20 protein-coding genes are annotated in these 18,689 nt (G+C 64.2%); 12 read left to right on the forward strand and 8 right to left on the reverse strand.

What is annotated here, in order from left to right; translation table 11 throughout:
- The first annotated feature begins 4 nt into the window (after positions 1–4).
- The 5 genes from FYB92_RS06740 to FYB92_RS06760 all read left to right on the forward strand — a co-directional run bounded on the left by FYB92_RS06740 (position 5) and on the right by FYB92_RS06760 (position 4,951).
- A complete protein-coding gene (locus FYB92_RS06740) occupies positions 5–967 on the forward strand; it encodes a hypothetical protein (protein ID WP_192265848.1) in 963 nt (320 codons plus the stop codon).
- Positions 967–1,527, forward strand: a complete 561-nt coding sequence (locus FYB92_RS06745; protein ID WP_075632526.1) for a hypothetical protein — start codon at positions 967–969, stop codon at positions 1,525–1,527. Before FYB92_RS06740 ends, FYB92_RS06745 begins: the two co-directional genes overlap by 1 nt.
- Positions 1,527–2,786 carry a hypothetical protein gene (locus FYB92_RS06750; RefSeq protein ID WP_062809116.1) on the forward strand — a complete coding sequence of 420 codons (1,260 nt, stop codon included), beginning with the start codon at positions 1,527–1,529 and terminating at the stop codon, positions 2,784–2,786. The genes FYB92_RS06745 and FYB92_RS06750 overlap by 1 nt, the downstream gene beginning before the upstream one ends.
- Entirely contained in the window at positions 2,786–4,330 is a 1,545-nt protein-coding gene (locus FYB92_RS06755; RefSeq protein ID WP_332828383.1) for a Ni Fe-hydrogenase III large subunit-like protein, read from the forward strand. Before FYB92_RS06750 ends, FYB92_RS06755 begins: the two co-directional genes overlap by 1 nt.
- 174 nt (positions 4,331–4,504) lie before the next feature.
- Positions 4,505–4,951, forward strand: a complete 447-nt coding sequence (locus FYB92_RS06760; protein ID WP_003620951.1) for an NADH-quinone oxidoreductase subunit B family protein — start codon at positions 4,505–4,507, stop codon at positions 4,949–4,951.
- 280 nt (positions 4,952–5,231) lie between these two features.
- Here the strand turns inward: FYB92_RS06760 and FYB92_RS06765 are convergent, their stop codons facing one another.
- Genes FYB92_RS06765 through FYB92_RS06775 form a run of 3 tightly spaced genes read right to left on the reverse strand, consistent with a single transcriptional unit; the run spans position 5,232 to position 7,668 of the window.
- Positions 5,232–6,095, reverse strand: coding sequence for a phosphatidylcholine/phosphatidylserine synthase (locus tag FYB92_RS06765; protein WP_080545457.1), 864 nt, complete (start codon positions 6,093–6,095; stop codon positions 5,232–5,234).
- Between the two features lie 6 nt (positions 6,096–6,101).
- Positions 6,102–6,779, reverse strand: coding sequence for a phosphatidylserine decarboxylase (locus FYB92_RS06770; protein ID WP_075596077.1), 678 nt, complete (start codon positions 6,777–6,779; stop codon positions 6,102–6,104).
- 34 nt (positions 6,780–6,813) lie between these two features.
- On the reverse strand, positions 6,814–7,668 hold the full coding sequence (locus FYB92_RS06775) for a methyltransferase (RefSeq protein ID WP_332828384.1): 855 nt from the start codon (positions 7,666–7,668) through the stop codon (positions 6,814–6,816).
- 178 nt (positions 7,669–7,846) lie between these two features.
- On the opposite strand from FYB92_RS06775, the gene gloB reads away from it, so the two are divergent.
- From gloB to FYB92_RS06795, 4 genes are all read left to right on the forward strand, one after another.
- Positions 7,847–8,575: a hydroxyacylglutathione hydrolase gene (gene gloB / locus FYB92_RS06780; protein WP_075596105.1), complete on the forward strand. Its 729-nt coding sequence runs from the start codon at positions 7,847–7,849 to the stop codon at positions 8,573–8,575.
- On the forward strand, positions 8,572–9,177 hold the full coding sequence (locus tag FYB92_RS06785; RefSeq protein WP_003620941.1) for a glutathione S-transferase family protein: 606 nt from the start codon (positions 8,572–8,574) through the stop codon (positions 9,175–9,177). Before gloB ends, FYB92_RS06785 begins: the two co-directional genes overlap by 4 nt.
- Positions 9,178–9,263: 86 nt before the next feature.
- Positions 9,264–9,842 (forward strand): polyhydroxyalkanoate synthesis repressor PhaR, encoded by a 579-nt coding sequence (phaR, locus tag FYB92_RS06790; protein ID WP_332828385.1) that lies wholly within the window; start codon positions 9,264–9,266, stop codon positions 9,840–9,842.
- Positions 9,843–10,053: 211 nt separating this feature from the next.
- Positions 10,054–11,691 (forward strand): right-handed parallel beta-helix repeat-containing protein, encoded by a 1,638-nt coding sequence (locus tag FYB92_RS06795; protein ID WP_332828386.1) that lies wholly within the window; start codon positions 10,054–10,056, stop codon positions 11,689–11,691.
- 315 nt (positions 11,692–12,006) lie between these two features.
- Here FYB92_RS06795 and FYB92_RS06800 read toward each other — a convergent pair whose 3' ends face one another.
- The 5 genes from FYB92_RS06800 to FYB92_RS06820 form a co-directional block, all read right to left on the reverse strand.
- Positions 12,007–12,777 (reverse strand): 1-acyl-sn-glycerol-3-phosphate acyltransferase, encoded by a 771-nt coding sequence (locus tag FYB92_RS06800; RefSeq protein WP_003620933.1) that lies wholly within the window; start codon positions 12,775–12,777, stop codon positions 12,007–12,009.
- A gap of 304 nt (positions 12,778–13,081) precedes the next feature.
- Positions 13,082–13,765, reverse strand: coding sequence for a YdcF family protein (locus tag FYB92_RS06805; protein WP_408902344.1), 684 nt, complete (start codon positions 13,763–13,765; stop codon positions 13,082–13,084).
- Positions 13,744–14,748, reverse strand: a complete 1,005-nt coding sequence (locus tag FYB92_RS06810) for an ABC transporter permease (RefSeq protein ID WP_075625042.1) — start codon at positions 14,746–14,748, stop codon at positions 13,744–13,746. Before FYB92_RS06810 ends, FYB92_RS06805 begins: the two co-directional genes overlap by 22 nt.
- 4 nt (positions 14,749–14,752) lie before the next feature.
- Positions 14,753–15,418 (reverse strand): cell division ATP-binding protein FtsE, encoded by a 666-nt coding sequence (locus FYB92_RS06815; protein WP_003620927.1) that lies wholly within the window; start codon positions 15,416–15,418, stop codon positions 14,753–14,755.
- A gap of 11 nt (positions 15,419–15,429) precedes the next feature.
- The gene (locus FYB92_RS06820) at positions 15,430–15,813 is read right to left on the reverse strand and encodes a hypothetical protein (protein ID WP_003620925.1); all 384 of its coding nucleotides are present in this window, start codon (positions 15,811–15,813) and stop codon (positions 15,430–15,432) included.
- 143 nt (positions 15,814–15,956) lie between these two features.
- Here FYB92_RS06820 and FYB92_RS06825 point away from each other — a divergent pair, with 143 nt between their 5' ends.
- The 3 genes from FYB92_RS06825 to FYB92_RS06835 are packed head-to-tail and all read left to right on the forward strand — an operon-like array spanning position 15,957 to position 18,689.
- Positions 15,957–16,541 carry a chemotaxis protein CheW gene (locus tag FYB92_RS06825; protein WP_159107963.1) on the forward strand — a complete coding sequence of 195 codons (585 nt, stop codon included), beginning with the start codon at positions 15,957–15,959 and terminating at the stop codon, positions 16,539–16,541.
- The gene (locus FYB92_RS06830; protein WP_239015823.1) at positions 16,534–18,120 is read left to right on the forward strand and encodes a protein-glutamate O-methyltransferase CheR; all 1,587 of its coding nucleotides are present in this window, start codon (positions 16,534–16,536) and stop codon (positions 18,118–18,120) included. Before FYB92_RS06825 ends, FYB92_RS06830 begins: the two co-directional genes overlap by 8 nt.
- Positions 18,120–18,689: a chemotaxis protein CheW gene (locus FYB92_RS06835; RefSeq protein ID WP_332828388.1), complete on the forward strand. Its 570-nt coding sequence runs from the start codon at positions 18,120–18,122 to the stop codon at positions 18,687–18,689. Before FYB92_RS06830 ends, FYB92_RS06835 begins: the two co-directional genes overlap by 1 nt.

Genomic DNA, 18,689 nt, shown 5'->3' on the forward strand with positions numbered 1-18,689 from the left:
GGTGATGGGGGCGCTTGCTGCCGGGATGCAGGGGCTTTTGCTGTCGGGGATGCATCTAGTGCTGATGATGGTGATGGCGCCGGTCTGCGCGCGTGTCATCGCATGGTGCCGACAGGGGCTGGCTGGTGGTGGCGGGCCGGTCGCGCCACTGTTGCGATGGCGCATGATTGCGCGGATCTGGGGGCGTTCTGGCATGCGCGCGGCGTCGGGTGCTGGGGTTACGGCGCTTGCGCCATGGGTGGCGTTATCAATGGTGCTGGCGGCGGTACTGCTGGTGCCGTCCTTTTCGCTGGGCATGATGGGGGAGGACGGGTCGGACCTGCTGATGGTGTCCGGGCTTTTGTTCGCGGCGACGGCCCTGTTGCATGTCGTTGGCCTCGCCTCCGGTCAGGGGCGGGAGGGACGGATGGCGGCGATGCTGCTGGTCGGGATGATGCTTCTTGTGCCCGCGCTGGTGATGGCGGTGGCGGTGCCGTGGATGGCGACGCCGGGTACGACCATCGCCGGGCTTGTGCGGTTCATGCGCATGACACAGGACAGTGCGGGCATACGCGGGCCGCTGGCGCTGGCGGGGGGGGCGTTCATCCTTGTGGGCGTGGACCGGGTCGCGGCAGGTGGTGGGCGGGCTTTCAACGTGATGATGGACAACCTTGCGGGGCCGGATCGTGCCGTCATGCTGTTCGCACGTGATCTGGTGACGCTGGCGTGGATCACGCTGGGTGGGGACCTGTTATGGCCCGATGCCATCGTCATCCCCGATACGACGGGCAGTCCGCGCCTGTTCGTGGGGATGATGGCCGCTATTGCATTGTGGGGCGTACGCACGCTGGGCCTGTGTGGCGTGGTTGCATGCCTGCGTACCTTTGTCATGGCATCGGGGCAGGTGGCGCGCCTGCGGGCGGGGCTGGCGCTGTTGTGCGGATGCCTGGCCATCGTGCTGCTGTTTGCCGGTCGGGAATTCGGGTGATGCTGGTTGTACTCCTGGGAATGGTGGTGTTTGTTTCGCTGTTCGGTCCCGATGCGGGCGGGGTGATGCTGGTCTGGCAGGGGGGGCTGGCGGCGTCGTGCCTGCTGATGGTCGCGTGGGAAGGGGGGGCGGTGCAGACCTGCCTGCCCGCGGCGGCTGGTGCGGTGGTGCTGGGTGGCCTTGTTGCATGGAACCTGCGCGCGCGCGTCCATCCGGTGCGGCGTGGCCATGCCCTTGTGCTGCGTCTTGGGGGGGGGCTGCTGATGGTGACGCTGCTGTCCATCGCGGTGCCCCCTGACGCACTGGATGTAGAGGGACGCCTGGAGGTTGTGGCGGGGCTATCGGCCATTTTGTGCGGGTTGCTTGCCGCGGCGGTGGAGCGTGATCGCGCGCGCCAGTGCGCGGCGCTGGCCTGCGCGCTGGAGGGATGGCTGCTGCTGTCGGGTATTGCGGGGCGCATGCTGCCGGTGGTTGTGGGATGCATCATGCAGGCCACCATGGTGTTCATGATCCGCAGGACCATGCCGCGTGATCCCGCCACCGGGGATGGTGACTGGTGATGGGCGGGCTTTCGCCATGGATGTGCATGGCCGTGTGCTGGCCCTACCTGTCGGCGCTGGCGCTTGTGGTGCCGTCGCGTGGGGGGGAACGTACGCGCGCGGCGGTGCTGTCGGTCGTGGGACTGGCCTGCGCACTCATGTGGTGGTGGGCGTGCGCGCTGTCCGTACACGACGCGCTGCTGTTGTGCCCGCCGGTCCTGCTGTGTCTTGTCACCATGGTGCATATGGGGGGGATGGCGGCATGGGGGCGTGACGGCCGTATTGATGCGATCATGGCGCAATGTGTGTCAGGCAATGCCATGGCGGCGATTGCGGCGGATGATGTGGATGTCACGATCGCGTTGCTGGCGTTGACGTTGCTGATGCGTGTCGTGCCCGTGGTCCTGCGCCATGGGCAGGCGCGTGAGGGATGGCGTTTTTTCCACGCGGGGGCAGCGGGCGTGATTGTGGCGCAGGCCGGGGCGCTGGTACTGTCTCCGCTAGGTAACGGGCCGCTTGACGGGTTGGGGATGGTGCTGCTGGCCGCGGGGTTGCTGGGGGCGTGCGGGCTGATCGGGATGTCGTTGCCGGTCGGGCGGGACGGGGGATTGTGCATCATGCCGGTGGTCCCGGTGCTGTACCTGTTGTCGGGGCCGGTCGTATCACTTGATGCGCAACAGGCGGCGGTGACGCTGCGTGCGATGATGATTGGCATGGGCGGGGTGATGGTCTGGTTCGCCGCGCTGATGGTATGGCACGATCGGGGATGGATATGGCAGGCGCGCATGCCGGTCGATGACCTGTCCGCGCGCATGCCGATGCACGGGGGCCGTCGGCAATGGGGGCATATGATGGCGGGTTGGATCGGGCTGGCGGTCATGGGCGTGGGGGCCGGTGGGCCGGTGGGCACGATGGCGACCCTCCTTGCGATGATGGCCGTGTGCCTGTGCGCGCCCCTGCGGTCATGGGGCGCGCCATGGCCTGCCGTGTTGGGGTATGTCCGTCGCGGCCTGCCCCCCACCTTGCCGTTCGTGGCCATGATGATGACGGTGATGGCGGTTGCGCATGTTTCGATATGGGCGATGGTGGCGCTGTTGCCCGCCTTGTGGCTGTTGCTGGTGGGATGCCAGGCGGAACGGGGGGATGTGACGGGCGCGCGACAGCAACAACAGGTGCCGGATACGATGACGGGCGTCCTTGCACGTAATGCCAGCGCGCTTGCCCTGCTGGCGTTGCTGGTGGGGGGACTGGTGGTCGTTCTGTATCCTGTGGGGCTGTGATGATGGCGCATGCGGCGGCCAGGGACGCGCTTTCGGTGCTGTTGGCGCGGTGGGAGGACGAAGGATACTTCATCACGGAGGGGGCCCCATGGCGGTTGTCCCTGCCAGAAGATGCATGGCGTGATCTTCTGGCCTGCCTTGTGATGGACCCGTCGCCGTTTGTGGGCATGTGGTGTGACGGGCATGCGGCCTTTGCCATGCTGGCCCCGCAACGTGGGGAGGTGCGTGTTTTTTCAACCCCGGTGGGGATGCAGCGTTACTGGGGCCTGTCCTGTGCCTGCCCGGTGGCGAGTGTGTATGAACGCATGATCCACGATCTGTGGGGGGTAGAGGCGCTGGATGCGCATGACCTGCGACCATGGCTGGACCATGGGGCATGGGGTGTGACATGGCCCCTGTCCGGACGCGGCGTATCGATACAGGGCAGTGCCGTGGCCGAGTTCCGCGAGGTTGCCGAGGTCATGCGGGCGGGGGGCACGATCTGTGAATATGGGCCTGCGGATGGGGGTTTTCATGCACCGGCCTATCTGCGGCTTGCGCTGCCCGGCGCGCGTGTTGTCGATGCGCAGTGGTGGATGGGATATGCCCACCGGGGTGTTGTGGCGCGTATGCAGGGGTGCGACGCGGCGCGGGCGCTGCGGCTGGCCGCGCGGATTGATGGTGCGGCTGCGGTCGCCCATCAGGCCGCGTTGGCGCGCGCCATGGAACATGCCATGCGACAGGAGGTCGGCTGCCACGTCGCCGCCGGGCGCGCGATGTTGTGTGAACTGGAACGCGTGGCGACGGTGCTGTTCGATATCGGTGGTGTGGCGCAGGCAGCAGGGGATACACGGCTGGCGCGGGAATGTGCGCAGGCCCGCGAACATGTCATGGCGCTGTGTGGCGCGGCGTTCGGGCGACGGATGCTGATGGATGTCGTGGCATTCGGGGGGGAAGGAGTGTCCGTCACGGCCTTTGCCGCAGGGGTGGGGGAGCTGTGCGACTGGGTGCGTGTGACGCATGCGCGGCTGGAGGCCTTATATCGCCATCCGCGCGGGTTGGGGGGGCTGGTGCGCGGGTTGGGCGTTCTGCCCCCGGATGTGGCGCGGGAACTGGGTGTGACGGGCGTGATTGCCCGTGCCTCCGGGCGGGAAGGCGACCTGCGTGCGCTTACCCCCGGATATCACGATGGCTGGCTGCCTGCGGGCGTGGAACTGTCGGGGGATGTGGATGCGCGCATGCGTGTCCGCCTTGGTGTGGTGGGCGGGTGCGTGCGTATCCTTGGCGAACTTGGTGCCGTCCTGTCCGGTGCGCAGCCTGCGGCAGGGCATGGCGCGCGCGCTTTTGTCGGTGATGGAGAAGGGGTGGGGTATTCCGAAGGGCCGCGCGGGGCGATCCGTTATTGGGTCAGGATGCAGGACGGCCATGTGGCGGCGATTGGGATATGTGAGTCCACGCCCGCCCATATGCTGGCGTCGGAAATTGCGATGCGTGATGCCCATGAGACGGACATGCCCGTCATCATGCGTTCCTTTGGCCTGTCACCGGCCGGGGCTGATCTGTAACATGGGATATGTCGCACGCAGTATGTTTATAAATAACAAAAGCGTTCAGCCACCATCTGTTCCAAAACCGAGGGATAAATTGCGGAGTATTCCCTAAAAGCGTCCCCCGATAGATCGAATGGTTTCACTCAACCTGTCTTTCCGGCAGGCAGGTCAGCGATGGAGAGGGATGGAATGGCACGTACACCTGCCACGGCTGTGGGCATGGTCTCGGTCTTTTTTCTGGAGACAGGGGGATGTGCCGGATGTGCCATGGAACTTGCGGCCCTTGACGTTCCGGCGGATGACGCAGGGTGTAAGGGGATATGTTTCGTGCGCTCCCCGCGCCATGCGGATATCCTGCTGGTCGCGGGGCCGGTGACGCGGGCGATGGTGCCAGTGCTGGAACAGGCATGGCAGGCGATGCCGGGGCCGCGTGCCCTGATGGCGATTGGCGATTGCGCCATTGATGGGGGAATGTTCGGGGAAAATTACGCGGTGCTGGGTGGCTTGCGTGGACGCGTGCATCTGGACCTGTCATTGCCCGGATGCCCGCCATCACCCGACATGATCCAGTCCGCAATCACCCGTTGGGTGCGCGAGGCCGGGTTGGCGCAACCGTCCGGGGATGTTCAGGATTAAAGGCTTTTTACTATGAGACTGTTTAAAAAGTCAGGCGCGATAACATCCTGAAATTATAAAGGTTTTTGGTGAAGCTTTTTCTAAAAAGCTTCAGAAGACGCCGCCTTTTTCGATCAAAAGGCGGCACCCAAAAACTTTTCTTGTTTTTTATCAATGGGTTGTTTCGAAAGCATGGTTGGCGAAAATCGCCAGAACCGTTGCCATGTGCCAGTGCGGGCGGCATCAGCGAAACGCCCACGGCCCACAGGCATTGCCCATGGCGGGAGTGTGACATGGCGCGTCAGGCCGCCGGAAGGTCGGCGGGATCTTCTTCCTGCTGCAGGGCTTCCGCCTCTTTTTTCAGGTGGTGGAAGCTACGGCGGCTGAGTGGCAGCAGAAGCAGGTAGATAATGCCCGCACCCGCCAGTGCGCCCCATGGGTCGGCCACGAATACGGCCGCATACCCCCCGATCCCCAGCATGACCGGCAGGACAAAAGGGGCGGGAACCTTGAAATTCTTGAAGGACCAGACCGGCAGCGTGGAGACCAGCAGGAATGCCGTACCACTCAGCGTAAGGGCGGGCATCAGCGGGTCGCGTGCGATCTCATACAGGGAGTCCCAACCCAGCTTGTGCGCCTCCAGCCCAAGGAATAACGGAAACATCGCAAGTCCCGCGCCCGCAGGGGCCGGTACGCCGGTGAAGAAGTTGCTGGCGTATTTGGGTTGTTCCACATCATCAAGGCTGGCGTTGAACCGGGCCAGGCGCAGTGCCATGCACACCGTGAACATGATGCACGGGACATACCCAAACCGGCCGCCTTCCTTCAGCGCCCACAGGTAAAGGACAAAGGAAGGAGCCACGCCAAAGCACAGGAAATCCGACAGGCTGTCGAATTCCGCGCCAAAACGGCTGGTCCCGCGCAGCAGGCGCGCGATGCGCCCGTCAAGCCCGTCGATGCACGCGGCAATCAGCAATGCGGTCGCGGCCTCGCCGAAACGTCCCTCCAGCCCCATGCGCATGCCCGTCAGGCCCGCGCACAGGCCCAGCATCGTCATGATGTTGGGCACCATGCGGTTGAAGGACGGCCCACGCACCCGCGGTCGCCTGCGCCGGATCAGGCGCCTGTGTCGCTTGGGCGCTGTAGCCGGGGAAGCATCGGTCATTGCGGGTTACAGCCGCGCCATGACCGTTTCGCCACCGGTCATGGTCTGCCCGACCTCCACCAGCGGTTCCACGCCTTCGGGAAGGTACAGGTCGGTGCGCGAGCCAAAGCGGATCAGGCCGAAACGTTCGCCCTTTTCGTATTTCATTCCCTCTTCGGCATCGCACAGGATACGTCGTGCGATCAGGCCCGCGATCTGCACCACGGCCATGTTACGGCCATCGGGCAGGGTCAGGCGTAAGGCATTGCGTTCGTTCAGCTCCGACGCCTTGTCCAGGCTGGCGTTCAGGAACTGTCCCGCGTGATAGGCCACGCGTGTGACGGTGCCGGCGGCGGGCATGCGGTTGACATGCACGTCAAGCACCGAAAGGAACGTTGCGATCCGCCACACCGGCATCGTGCCCATGTCAAGTTCGGGGGGAGGGGCGACCTTTTCCACCGAAACGACGTGACCGTCGGCCGGGGCGACGACGGCATGCGTATCCGCCGGGACCACGCGTTTAGGGTCACGGAAGAAATACAGGCAGAAGCCAAAGAACAGGCCGCACGCCGTGCCCGCCAGTTTCGTGGCCCGGAATGGCAGGGCGCGACCCAGCAGCGCGCCCGCGCCAGAGGCCAGCAGAAAGGGACGGGCCGCCGGGTGGGGGCGCGACATGACGAGCTTCAGGGATTGGATCAGGGACATGGGACAAGCTTCATGAAGATTTCGCAAACCAAGGTCAAGAGCGCATTGCGCGACCACCGCCATGGCGTGGCGCATTTTCGCCCGTCCCCGTCCCCGTCCCCGTCCCAATCCCGGTCGCGCTGCGGCTGAAGGCATCGGCACGGCGCAGGCGCAGCGTCGGCACGCGGGCGGGGGCTGTGGCATTGCCCACCGGGGCATAGGCATCCTTGACCGCCTCGATCACGCATACCCCGCCCAGATAGGGCAGGAGCCGCGTGCCCGCGCGTTCCAGCATGCCCGACCATCGCCGTCCGCCTGTCGGGCCGACGGGCGGGAAATACAGGGCGTTTTCATGCCGTTCCACCCGCAGGCATGCGGTGGCGAGGGCACGTGTGACCTGCCGGTATGAAAACGGCGTTCCCTGGCCAAAGGGTGATGTATCGGCATGCGCCCACATGCCCGACCGGTTGGGCACAACCAGCAGCAGGCGTGCGTCATCCTTCATCACCTTCCACACCTGCCGCAGCAATGTGTTGCGCGCATCCGTGACCTCCAGCGCGTGGATCATGACGACACGGTCGAAAAACAGTTCGCAGAAGGGAAAGCGTTCCTCCGCCACCACACATTCACGACCTGTCGCCCCTTCCGCCGGGGCGGGACGTGTGACCAGCGTATCCAGTCGTGCGGAGATGCATGTGGTCGTGTCATTATCCCACAGCGACAGATAGGGCGCGGCATAACCGACCCCCAGTATCTGTCCTTGCACCATCTGTCCTCGCACCTGTCCGCCCATACGCCCCTCTGGCGTAGCGGGCCAGAATGACGACAGGTGCCGCCGCAGGTGGGTGGCGGCCAGCCTTCCACGGGGGCTGGCATAGAACTGGCTTGCGATGCGCGTGTTTTCTTGCATTGTCCATCGTTAGCACAAACCGCCCGCCCATGTGGGCGAAGGCGTGGGGGGCAAAGGCACGGGGCATGTCTGTGGCGCATGGGGCGCGGGCAGGTTCCGACATGACGGTGCAACCGCACAACCGCACAACCGCACAACCGCACAACCGCTACAAGGGCACATAAGGGAAAAGAGACAGATGGCGCTTTTCATAAAACCCATCCCGATACTGGAGGATAATTATGCCTGGTTCCTGCGCGACCCGGTGACGGGGGCATGTGGCATTGTCGATCCGGCGGAGGAAGCCCCCATCATCGCGGCGATTGCCACATATGGCGGGCGGCTGGACCGTATTTTCCTGACCCATCACCATGCCGACCATATCGCCGCCGCCGATGCGCTGCGTGCGCGGTACGGGGCGCTGGTGATCGGTGCCGCGGCGGATGCGCACCGCCTGCCGCCGCTCGATATCGCGGTGAAGGACGGCGATAACGTGGCGTTGGGGGCGGCGGATGCGGTCGTGATCGACACGCCGGGGCATACGCGTGGGCATGTCAGCTATTTCTTTCCCGCGACGCCCGCGCTGTTCTGTGGCGATACATTGTTCAGCATGGGATGTGGGCGCCTGTTCGAGGGAACGGCGGACGAGATGTTCCACAGCCTGCGCCGGATCGCGGCGCTGCCGGATGACACGCTGATATGCTGTGGCCATGAATATACCCTGTCGAACGCGCGGTTCGCCATGCATGTCGATCCCGCCAACGTGGCGGTGGCTGAACGGATGCATGCGGTGCAGGCGTTGCGCGCGCGCGACATGCCCACATTGCCGGTGACATTGGGCGAGGAAAGGCGCACTAACCCCTTCCTGCGCGCGTGCGACGCGCGGGCGCTTGCGACACTGCGTCAGGAAAAGGATGTTTTCCGGTGAAGCTGTACAGTTCCGTCCTCAGCCCCTATGCCCGCAAGGTCCGCGCCGCGATTTATGCGCTGGGACTGGAAAACCGGGTGGAGATCATCAACGTCAACATCTCGGCATCGCCTGCCGTGGTGCTTGATGCCAATCCATTGTGCAAGATCCCGACGCTGGTGGGGGATGATGCGACGGTCATGTACGACAGCAGGGTCATCGTGGAATATCTTGGCATGGTGGCAGGGTCCGACATGCTGGTGCCCGCATCGGGCATGGCGCGATGCATCGTCTTGCGCACGCAGGCGCTTGGCGATGGCATCGCGGATGCCGCGATCCTGTATCGCGGGCTTGTGGCGGCAGGCCTCGCCCCGGATGCCGGGCTTGCGGCGCGGCAGATGGCGGCGGTGGAACATGGGCTGGCCACACTCGAACGCATGGCGGGCGACTCGACCCTTGGTGCAGGCGGCCCGCCCGATGCTGGTGCGCTGTCGGTGGGATGCGCGCTGGGATTCCTTGATGCACGATTTGCCGAACTTGGGTGGACAGGGCAGTATCGTGCCCTGGCGGAATGGTATGACCGTCTGGCGCATGTCGAATGCATGCGGCGTAGCGTGTCCTAGGCACCGTGGCAGTGCCCGCCAGGCGCGCCATACCCAATGAAACAGGGCGTCAAGCCACCGGTTCCGCAAAGAAGGAGCACAGTCTATTGTCGTCACCGCATGTTCCAGTTGTCATCAAGAAGTATGCAAACCGGCGATTGTACGATACCGAGCGTTCAACCTACATCACGCTCGACAGCCTTGCCGCCATGGTCAAGGACGACCGTCCCTTTGTCGTGCTTGATGCAAGGACGGGCGATGACATTACCCGCGGCGTGCTGGCGCAGGTCATATTGGAAGAGGAAACCAAGGGCCGCGCCATGCTGCCGATTCCATTCCTGCGGCAGTTGATCCGCTGGTATGGCGACAGCCGCCAGGACGAGGTGTCAGAGTATCTGGAGCGCATGATGGACGAATTCATCGCCCGTCAGGCCCACACATCCCCCGAACTGAGTGCGCTGGGTGCGGAAAATGCACAGATCATCGGACAGGTGATGTCGATGTTCACCTCGCTTTACGCGGTGGAGCGCGGGGCCGGCAGTGGCCCGTCGGTCGAAAGCCTTGTGCGTGAGGTTATGGAACTGCGCGAGGAAGTGCAGCACCTGCGTGCAGGTACGCCCGGTGCGCCCGGTAAGCCCGGTGCGACAGGCACGGCGGCATCGCAGCCGGGCGACGGCGCATCGTAAGGCCGGTCGCGCCGTTTTGTGCCGGATCACATGTGCCGGGCAAAAGGGGCGGCCACCCTGCCGAGCGTGATGTACCGATATGCTGGCCATGCGCATTTCTGGCCACGCGCATTTCGGGCGATGACCATCAGGCAATGACCATTATGATACGCCGTTCATCAGGCGATGAACGCAGATATGTTACCTTACGCGGCGGATGACCGGACACTCCATGACGAACCCCGAAATGACCTCACTCGAAGATTTCCTCGCCACGCGTGGTATTCAGCCGTCATCAGGGGGAATTGTCCTGCCCCCCGGTTTTTACGAAATTGGCAATGTCGTGCTGGACGGCGAAAGTGTCAGCGTGCGGGCCGAACATCCCGGGACCGTGACGTTCGAAGGCAGCCTGCGCCTGGGTGGGAATGTCACGTTCGAGGGGATTACCTTCAGCCCCGCCCTTGATGAAGATCTGCTGCCGCGCATGGATATTTCACAGGGGGGGACGGTTAAAATCCTGAACTGCCATTTTCGCGGTGGGGAAAATGCTGCCATTGTCCTGTGTTCGGGGCTGGTGGAGGTCAGGGACAGCAGGTTTGAGAATGTTCGTGTAAAAACAGCCTTGCAGGTCAGTGGGGAGCGCAGCCGCCTGTCGCTGGAACGCTGTGTCCTTGACGCCTGCATGCAGCCGTTGGTGGCCAGCAGCTCTGCATATGTTGGCATGGAACAGTGTGAACTGATCGGCAGTGCGGAGATTTGGCCTCAGGTGGTCATAAAAACCGGTGCGCAGGTGACGCTGGAGGCATGTCACCTGCGTGATGGGTTGAGCCATGCCGTGTGGGTGAAGGAACAGGGACAGGCCAGCATCACGGGCTGCACCATTTCAGGCTTTCACAAGGCTGCGGCCATTCGTGCACAGGATGACGGATCGAAAGTGGACCTGTCGGGCACGATCCTGCACGAGGGTAAGCAGCAGATTTTTGGACAGACCCGGGCCATGGTCGCATTGACGAAATGTGAACTGATCGGCAGTGCAGAAGGTTGGCCCCAAATAACCATGGCAACCGGCGCACAGGTGACGCTGGAGGCATGCCACCTGCGTGATGGGTTGAGCCATGCCATATGGGTGAAGGAACAGGGACAGGCCAGCATCACGGGCTGCACCATTTCAGGCTTTCACAAGGCTGCGGCCATTAGCGTACAGGATGACGGATCGAAAGCGATCCTGTCGGGTACGACCCTCCGCGAGGGCCTGCGCCCAGTATATGGACAGGACAAGGCCATGGTTGCGTTGGCGAAATGTGAACTGATCGGCAGTGCGGAGAAATACCCCCAGGTGACCATGACAACCGGCGCGCAGGTAACGCTGGAGGCCTGCCACCTGCGTGACGGGTTGAGCAATGCCGTATGGGTGAAGGAACAGGGACAGGCCAGTATTACGGGCTGCACCATTTCCGGCTTTCACGAGGCTACGGCCATTCACGCACATGATGACGGATCGAAAGTGATCCTGTCGGGCACGATCCTGCGCGATGGTAAGCAGCAGATTTATGGAGAGACCAGGGCCATGGTCGCATTGACGAAATGTGAACTGATCGGCAGTGCGGAGAAATACCCCCAAATAACCATGGCAACCGGCGCGCAGGTGACGCTGGAGGCCTGCCGCCTGCGTGACGGGTTGAGCCATGCCATATGGGTGAAGGAACGGGGGCAGGCCAGCGTCAGGGGCTGCACCATTTCAGGCTTTCACAAGGCTGTGGCCATTTGCGCACAGGATACGGGGTCGCATGTCATCATGTCGGGAGCAGCCTTCTCAGATGTAGGCAAGACCCAGTTCGTGCGTGATGGCGGCACGATTTCCAACAGGTAGGCAGGCGGCCGCGTATGCCGTGGCCCGGAAAGGATCCGGGCCTGATCGCGTTGGCGTGCGTGGGATCATATTCCGTCCGCAATCTGGCATCCAGACGGGAAAAGCGCGTTTATCCACATGACCGCCATTACAGGGGGCATCTGCCACCATGCTGGTGGACGGGCATATATGACAGGCGTATTACAGCGGATATATCCCAAAAAACTGTTTGAAAAACAGCATTCTGCGTCTTTGGATTCGGTGTATGGATCCTGCGTCCCGGCTGCATGCGGTGGTATGGGCATGGGCCATGGGGACGAAACCATTGTCGGTTTTCTACGGCTTCGGGGATGTTGCTACGCTGTTTTCAACAGAATTATCCACAGGTGGCGGCGTCAATAACGGCAGGCCGTTGTCGCGTGACAGGGTTTCCCACGCCGTGACGATGGCCGGCAGGATCTGCGCGCGTTTCGTGGTGCAGGCCAGGGGCGGTCCCAGCACGATGTGGATGGTGCCCGGACGTTTGATGAAGGCGTTGCGTCCCCAGCGCAGGCCGGAATCCGTCGCAACCGGAATAACCGCAAGGCCCGAATGCGCGGCCATGGCCGCGATGCCGGGATGCAGTTTCCCGATCCTGCCTGGCGGCATGCGTGTGCCTTCGGGAAAGATGATGATCTGGCGATGGTCGTCGCGCGCCTTGTCCGTCGCCGCCAGCAGCGCACGCAATGCCTTGGCCCCGCCCGCGCGTTCCACCGGGATCATCCCCGTCAGCAGCAACATCGGCCCAACCAGCGGGATGCGCGTCAGTTCGCTTTTCATGACATAGGCAGGGCGTTCCACCAGGTTCATCCATACTAGCGTATCAAGGGCGGATTGGTGCTGGCATGCCAGCAGGCACGGACCATCGGGCAGATGTTCACGCCCGCTGACCACGATGCGGATGCCGCAGATCCGTTGCAGTCCTTTGACCGTCAGCCGCGTCCATGCCTGGGCATAGGACAGCGCGCATGACGGGACGAATATGCGGATGGGCAATGCCACGATCCCCATGACAAGCGTCAGCACAAAGAAATAGACATTGAAGATGCAGGCGCGCACGAACGTCATGTCAGGCGGAATCCCTTGGGGCAGTTTGAAAGGGGCAGTTTGAAAAAGGCGGCCTGGATTCGGACAGGATCTTTGATAAAGATTTTTCAAGACGCTTTGAACGGGCAAGCATTTGGTGGTCCAGAACCTGAAAACCCAGAACCTGAAAATATGGGGTGTTTCATTGGCAGGCCTGTCCAGGATGCCCCATCACATCCTGCGACAAAGGCGCGGCACGGTGACCGCGTCGCCCTGTAACACCAGAAAATCCCCCCCAAGACAAGAAATCAAGACAGCCCCGTCCGGTGCCCGGCCTGCCGGGTCATCACGGCGTCACGGCATGGGATGAGGCGGGCCGGATGTCGTCATGATGGATCAGGCCATGCACCGGGCGGGTCCAGCGCGCGGTATCAATACAGGCAAGCAGCCATTTATCATATTCCACCACCAGCAGCCGCCATGTCGCAAGGCGCCGTGGGTGCAGCAGTGCGGGGGGCTGCACCGCAAAGGGATAAAGCGTGACACCCGGCGCCGCGCGGGCAATTTCCATCATGGCGCGACGGATGTGATATCCCGCCGTCACCACAATCAGGGAATGGATGTCCTGCGCGCGCACCCACTGCGCCGTTTCATCCGCATTGCCCAGCGTGGAGGTCGCCTGTCGCCCCAGCGTGGTCCGCAACCAGACCTCCAGCGGCAGGACCCGTGGCGCGCGTGTCAGGAAATCCCCCAGCGTGGCGTGCGGGTCCACGCCGGAGATGAGAAGCCGGCGCGCACGGTGTTGCGCCATCAGTTGCAATGATGCCTCGATCCGTCCCTGTCCCCCCGTCAGGGCAACCGCGCCGTCGCAGGGTGGGGGCATGCGGGGCGGACGGCGGGCATCGCGTACAAACCATGCCAGTCCCGCCGCCCACGACATGATCAGGACACACACGACCCCCAGCGCCAGCGAAACGGCATGGCGGCGTCGCGCGTGCGGTTCCGGTTTCATGGCAGGCGCCGCAGCCATGCCCGCACCGTCATCTGCGTCGTGACCCACCCCAGGACGGCGGCCCCCACCGGCAGCGCCCCCAGCATCGCAAGAAGCGAGGGCGGCAGCACGCCCAGTACCTGTGTCGCGGATGCGGCATTCCATGCGGCGGGTGTGAACACCGACTGCATGTCGGGCATGTCCGCGCCATTGAACGGCGCGGCCAGAAGGCACAGCACGACCAGCACCGGCATGGCCAGGATACTGCCGCATGTCCCGCCCACCAGCGCCAGCGCACCCACCCGCCACGCAAAACGTGCAGCGATATAGCCGTCTGTCGCGCCAAGGGAATGGATCAGGTCGATGGCCCGCCTGCGCGCCTGCAGGCCCGCGCGCGTCGCGGCCATGATGACGATGGCCGACACGGCGATGACGATGAAGATCGCCAGCAGTGCGCAGGTCTGCAGGCTGTCGGCCAGCGCGGCGAGGCGGTCGCTCCATATGCTGTCATGTTCGACCACGATGCCCGGGACGCGCGCCTGCAATGCCTGCATTACGGTATCGGGCAGGTGGCGTGTGTCGCGGGCATGCACCTCGATCACGGCGGGCATGGGCAGGATAAGGTCGCTGCCCTGTTCGATCCATGGGGCAAGCAGGTTGCGCAGTTCGTCATCCGTCAGGCGATGGACCGCCTGCGCATCGGCCCCGGCCGACAGGGTGGCCATCGCGGCCTGTATCCGTGTCGTCCCCGCCGCCATGGCCGCGCCGTTCATGCCTGCGCCATTCATGCCCGTGCCCGGTGCAGGGAGGGCCGGGTCATCGGGCTGTGGCACCTGCACGGTCACGACCGCGCCCGCCCCATGGGTCCAGCGCACCGACAGCGCATGCGCCCCGATCCCCCCGGCAAGCGCAAGTGCGGCAAGGAACGCCATCGCCCCGACAAGGAAAGGCAGCAGCCGGTCGGGGATGGCCTGCCGCAGGGCAAGGCCATCGCGGCGGCGCGTGCCGGGCCACAGGGCCATGCGTTCAGCCCTCCTGCACGAGGTAGCCCTGCATCAGTTCGATCGCATGGGCGGGATATTTGCGTACCAGCGCATCGTTATGCGTCGCCACGACAATCGTGGTGCCCAGTTCCGCAAGACGGTGGAACATGGTCATCAGGCGCGTGGCCTGCCGGTCATCAAGTGCATTTGTCGGTTCGTCCGCCAGCAGCAGGGCAGGGCGGTGGATGACGGCGCGCGCAATGGCCACGCGCTGCTGTTCCCCCCCCGAAAGCTGTGGCGGCAGGGCGTCGATGCGCGACCCCAGCCCAACCCATTTCATGATGGCGTTGACCTCATGGCGGATCTCGCTTTCAGGGCGGAGCTGCAGGCGCAGTGGCAACGCCACGTTATCGAACACCGACAGGTCATCCAGCAGCCGGAAATCCTGATAGACCACGCCGATGCGCTGGCGCAGGCGGGCGATCACGCCCCGTCGCGCCTGCATCACCGGCACGCCCAGCACCTCCACCATTCCTGATGACGCACGCGCATCCAGCGCAAGGAGGCGCAGCAGGCTCGACTTGCCCGCGCCCGATGGCCCGAGCAGCCAGCGGAATTCCCCCTGTGATACGGCCACGCTGACATGATTCAGTGCAGCCCCCTTCTGTGCCGAGGGATAGAGGTAGCTGACGTCTTGCAACCGGAACATGGGGCGCCTGTTTACATGCTGCGCGCCGAAACGGCCGACAGTGTCGCGCACAGGGCCGCCGCCGCCATCAGCGCCAGCCCGTCAAAGATGAGCGAGGACGGCGTCAGCAGGTGACTGCCGAGGTTCAGATGGTCGGGAATGGCGTGGGAGACACGCACGATCACATCATGGGCCTGCGGGTCGCCAGCTTCGGATGAGGAACTGACGATCCCCATCAGGTGCGGCAGCGCGCTCCATCCGATGCCCACGATCAGAAGCAGCGGCGCCACCAGTTCGGCAACCTGTTGCACGAAATAAAATGCGAAATAGCACACGGACCACACCGCGACGCGGACGATGTTCACCCATGCAGGACGTCCGGTGGTGGGGGCGGTATTGGAAAAGGGGGTGTCCATTATCAGATATCTCCGGCATGCAGGTGCAATGCGCCGCCCGGCCTGTCGGGAACGCATTCCTGCCCGAGGTAGCGACGGCTTGTGTTAAATGCAAACTTCTGCCTTGTACACATACAACGCGACGCATGGAAACGGATAGCAACGTGCCACGAAACCGGGATATGGGATACGGCCTGCGATCAGGCCACGATGTCCCCGTGCAGGGGGCGGGGATGCGCGCGATGGTTGTCTTTTGCATCGGCGCGCAGGCGCATGCCCTGCCGGTGGGGGATGTGCATGAATGTATTCCCGCCCCGGCATTGTCTGCGTTTGCGCTTGACCTGCCGCACCTGCCGGGATGGTTCTGGCTGGGGAATGCGCGCGTGCCGGTCATCGACCTTGCGGTGCTGATGGGGGTGCGCCCGCCTGCGGTGCTGCATGCCGCGGACCTGCTATATCGCCCGTTGCTGCTGTGCCGGGATGTGGGGGGGCGATGGGTGGCGTTGCTGGTGGACCGGGTGATGGATGTCATGGAGGTGCGCGCCGATGCGATCCGCCCGGCCGGTATTGATCGCATGGCGGGAGGCTGTATTGTCGGCGAGATTGATCGCGGAGGCGAACCACCCGCTTTCGTGATGGAGATGGATGGCGTGCTGCGGCAGGGCGAACGTCTCAGGCTGGCGCAGCTGATGGCGCGCGAGGAACAGCGCGCAGCGTTATGGACTGCGAATGGGGCGCGCGATGTCTGAGGTCAGCGCCGGGTTGCGACGGGTCATTTCCGTGATTACCGCGCGAACCGGCCTGCATTATTATACCGACAAGCCGGCGTTGCTGGAAAAGATCGTCGCCGCGCGCATGTCGGCCCTGGGATGCCGGGGATATCTCGATTACCTCGAACATCTTGATGACGAGGCGCTGGGCGCTGCCGAATGGCGCGAACTGGAATCCGCCGTCACCATCGGGGAGACCTTCTTCTTCCGCTATGCCGAGCAGTTCCGCGCGCTGGAGGCCACGATCCTGCCTGAACTGCTGGCGCGGCTGCGGGGTGTGCGCGTGTTGCGGATCTGGAGTGTCGGGTGCTCCAACGGGGCGGAACCCTATTCGCTTGCGATCGTGCTGCAACAGTTGCTCGATCGCCGGGGGGAGGACGGGTGGACCATCGAAATCCTGGGCACCGATATCAGCACCCGCGCGCTGGAGCAGGCACGGCAGGCGGAATTCGGCTGGTGGGCGCTGCGTGACCTGACACCGCGCCAGCGCGCGGAATGGTTCGTCCCGGTGGTGGAGGGACGGACATGGCGGCTGAAAGACTGCTACCGGCAGATGGTGCGTTTCCGCCACGCCAATATCATGGACCTGCCGCACGGACGCGGGCCGGCCGGGCCGTTCGACCTTGTGCTGTGCCGCAATGTGCTGATCTATTTCGATCCTGTGCAGGTCGCGCGGCTGGTGCGTGAAATGGCGCAGCGCATGACGGCGGGGGGGTGGATGCTGGTCGGGCATTCCGAACCGATGGAACATTTCGAAAGCTTCATGCAGCCTGTGCGCCTGCCGGGCACAATGGCCTTTCGTGCGCGGGCGGCGGCGGACATGCCGGCGGGTGCCCCCGCGCAACAGCGTCCCATGGCGGCCCTCACGGGTGTTGCAGGCCTTGCAGGGTTAGCGCCGCTGTCATCGCCCATTATTCCCTGTCGTCCCGTGCGCCCATCGCGTCCTGCACCTTCATTTCCCACCCCCATGTCATCCGGCCCGGCCCGTAATGACCCGGCGGGTGAAGCCGACAGGGAGGTGGCAGGCGGCAAAGCGCAAGACAGGAAAACGCCAGACAGGGAATTACAAGGCAGGGAATTACCAGACAGGGCATTACAGGACAGGGACGCAGGCAGTCGGGATGCAGGCATCCTGCGCACGATACGCCAGCTTGCCGATGGCGGCGCGCCGCGCCGTGCGGTGGGGATGTGCCGTGAGTACCTGCGCCGCGCGCCCATGGCGGTGGGGGTCTATTTCATGCTGGGCGTCCTGTTGCTGACGCTGGGCGAGCATGAGGGCGCGGTGGAGGGATTCCGCCGCGTGATCTACCTGCGCCGGGGCCATGTGATGGCGCGATGCTATCTTGCCCACCTGCTGGAGGGGACAGGTGCCGCGCAGGAGGCCCGCCGCCTGCGTGCGCAGGCCCGCGAACTGGCGCTGTGCCTGTCGGCGACGCATGTCCTCGAAGGGGGCGGTGGCCTGACGGCGGGGGGGCTGCTGCGGATATTGCAGGACAAGGAAAACCACGATGCGGGGCTGCTGGCCGCATTGCCTGACATCGCATCGGGGCTGGCGTGATGTCGGATCATGCGCATGACGGCGCCGTCCCCCCACCGGATGGCGTACAGGCCGGGCCGGGGCAGGAGCGTTTCGCACGGCGTATCCTTGCCGAACGCGCCGCCCTGCTTGCCGCGCGGCGCGATGGCACCGCCGCGCAGCCCTCGCCGGGGCGGCGCATGCTGGTGCTGGATGTGGGGGGGCGCGAATGCTGCATCGACCTCGACGCCGTGCTGCGTGTGACCGACCCGACATGGAGCGACATGCCCCGCCGCGCCGATTGTCCTGCCAGTGTGCGCGGCGTCTATGGCTATCAGGGCGATCTCTATACCGTCTTTGACCTTGCCATGCTGCTTGAGGAGGGGGCGCAGCCTGACCCGGGGGTCATGATCCTGCTGCGTTCGGTGTCCTCTGTGCCGCTTGCGCGCATCGCGCTGCTTGCGGGGAATGCCAGAGGCGTTATGGATATTCCCGCCACCGCACCATCCGTCCTGCCATCTGGCTTTCCCACTGCCGTGCTGCCTGGCGGGCGGCATGTCGTGGTGCTGGACCCGGTCCGTCTTTTTTCCGTCCGCTATTCCGGAGTGTAG

This window comes from Novacetimonas sp. GS1, from assembly GCF_036686925.1.
Taxonomy (GTDB): Bacteria; Pseudomonadota; Alphaproteobacteria; order Acetobacterales; family Acetobacteraceae; genus Novacetimonas; species Novacetimonas hansenii.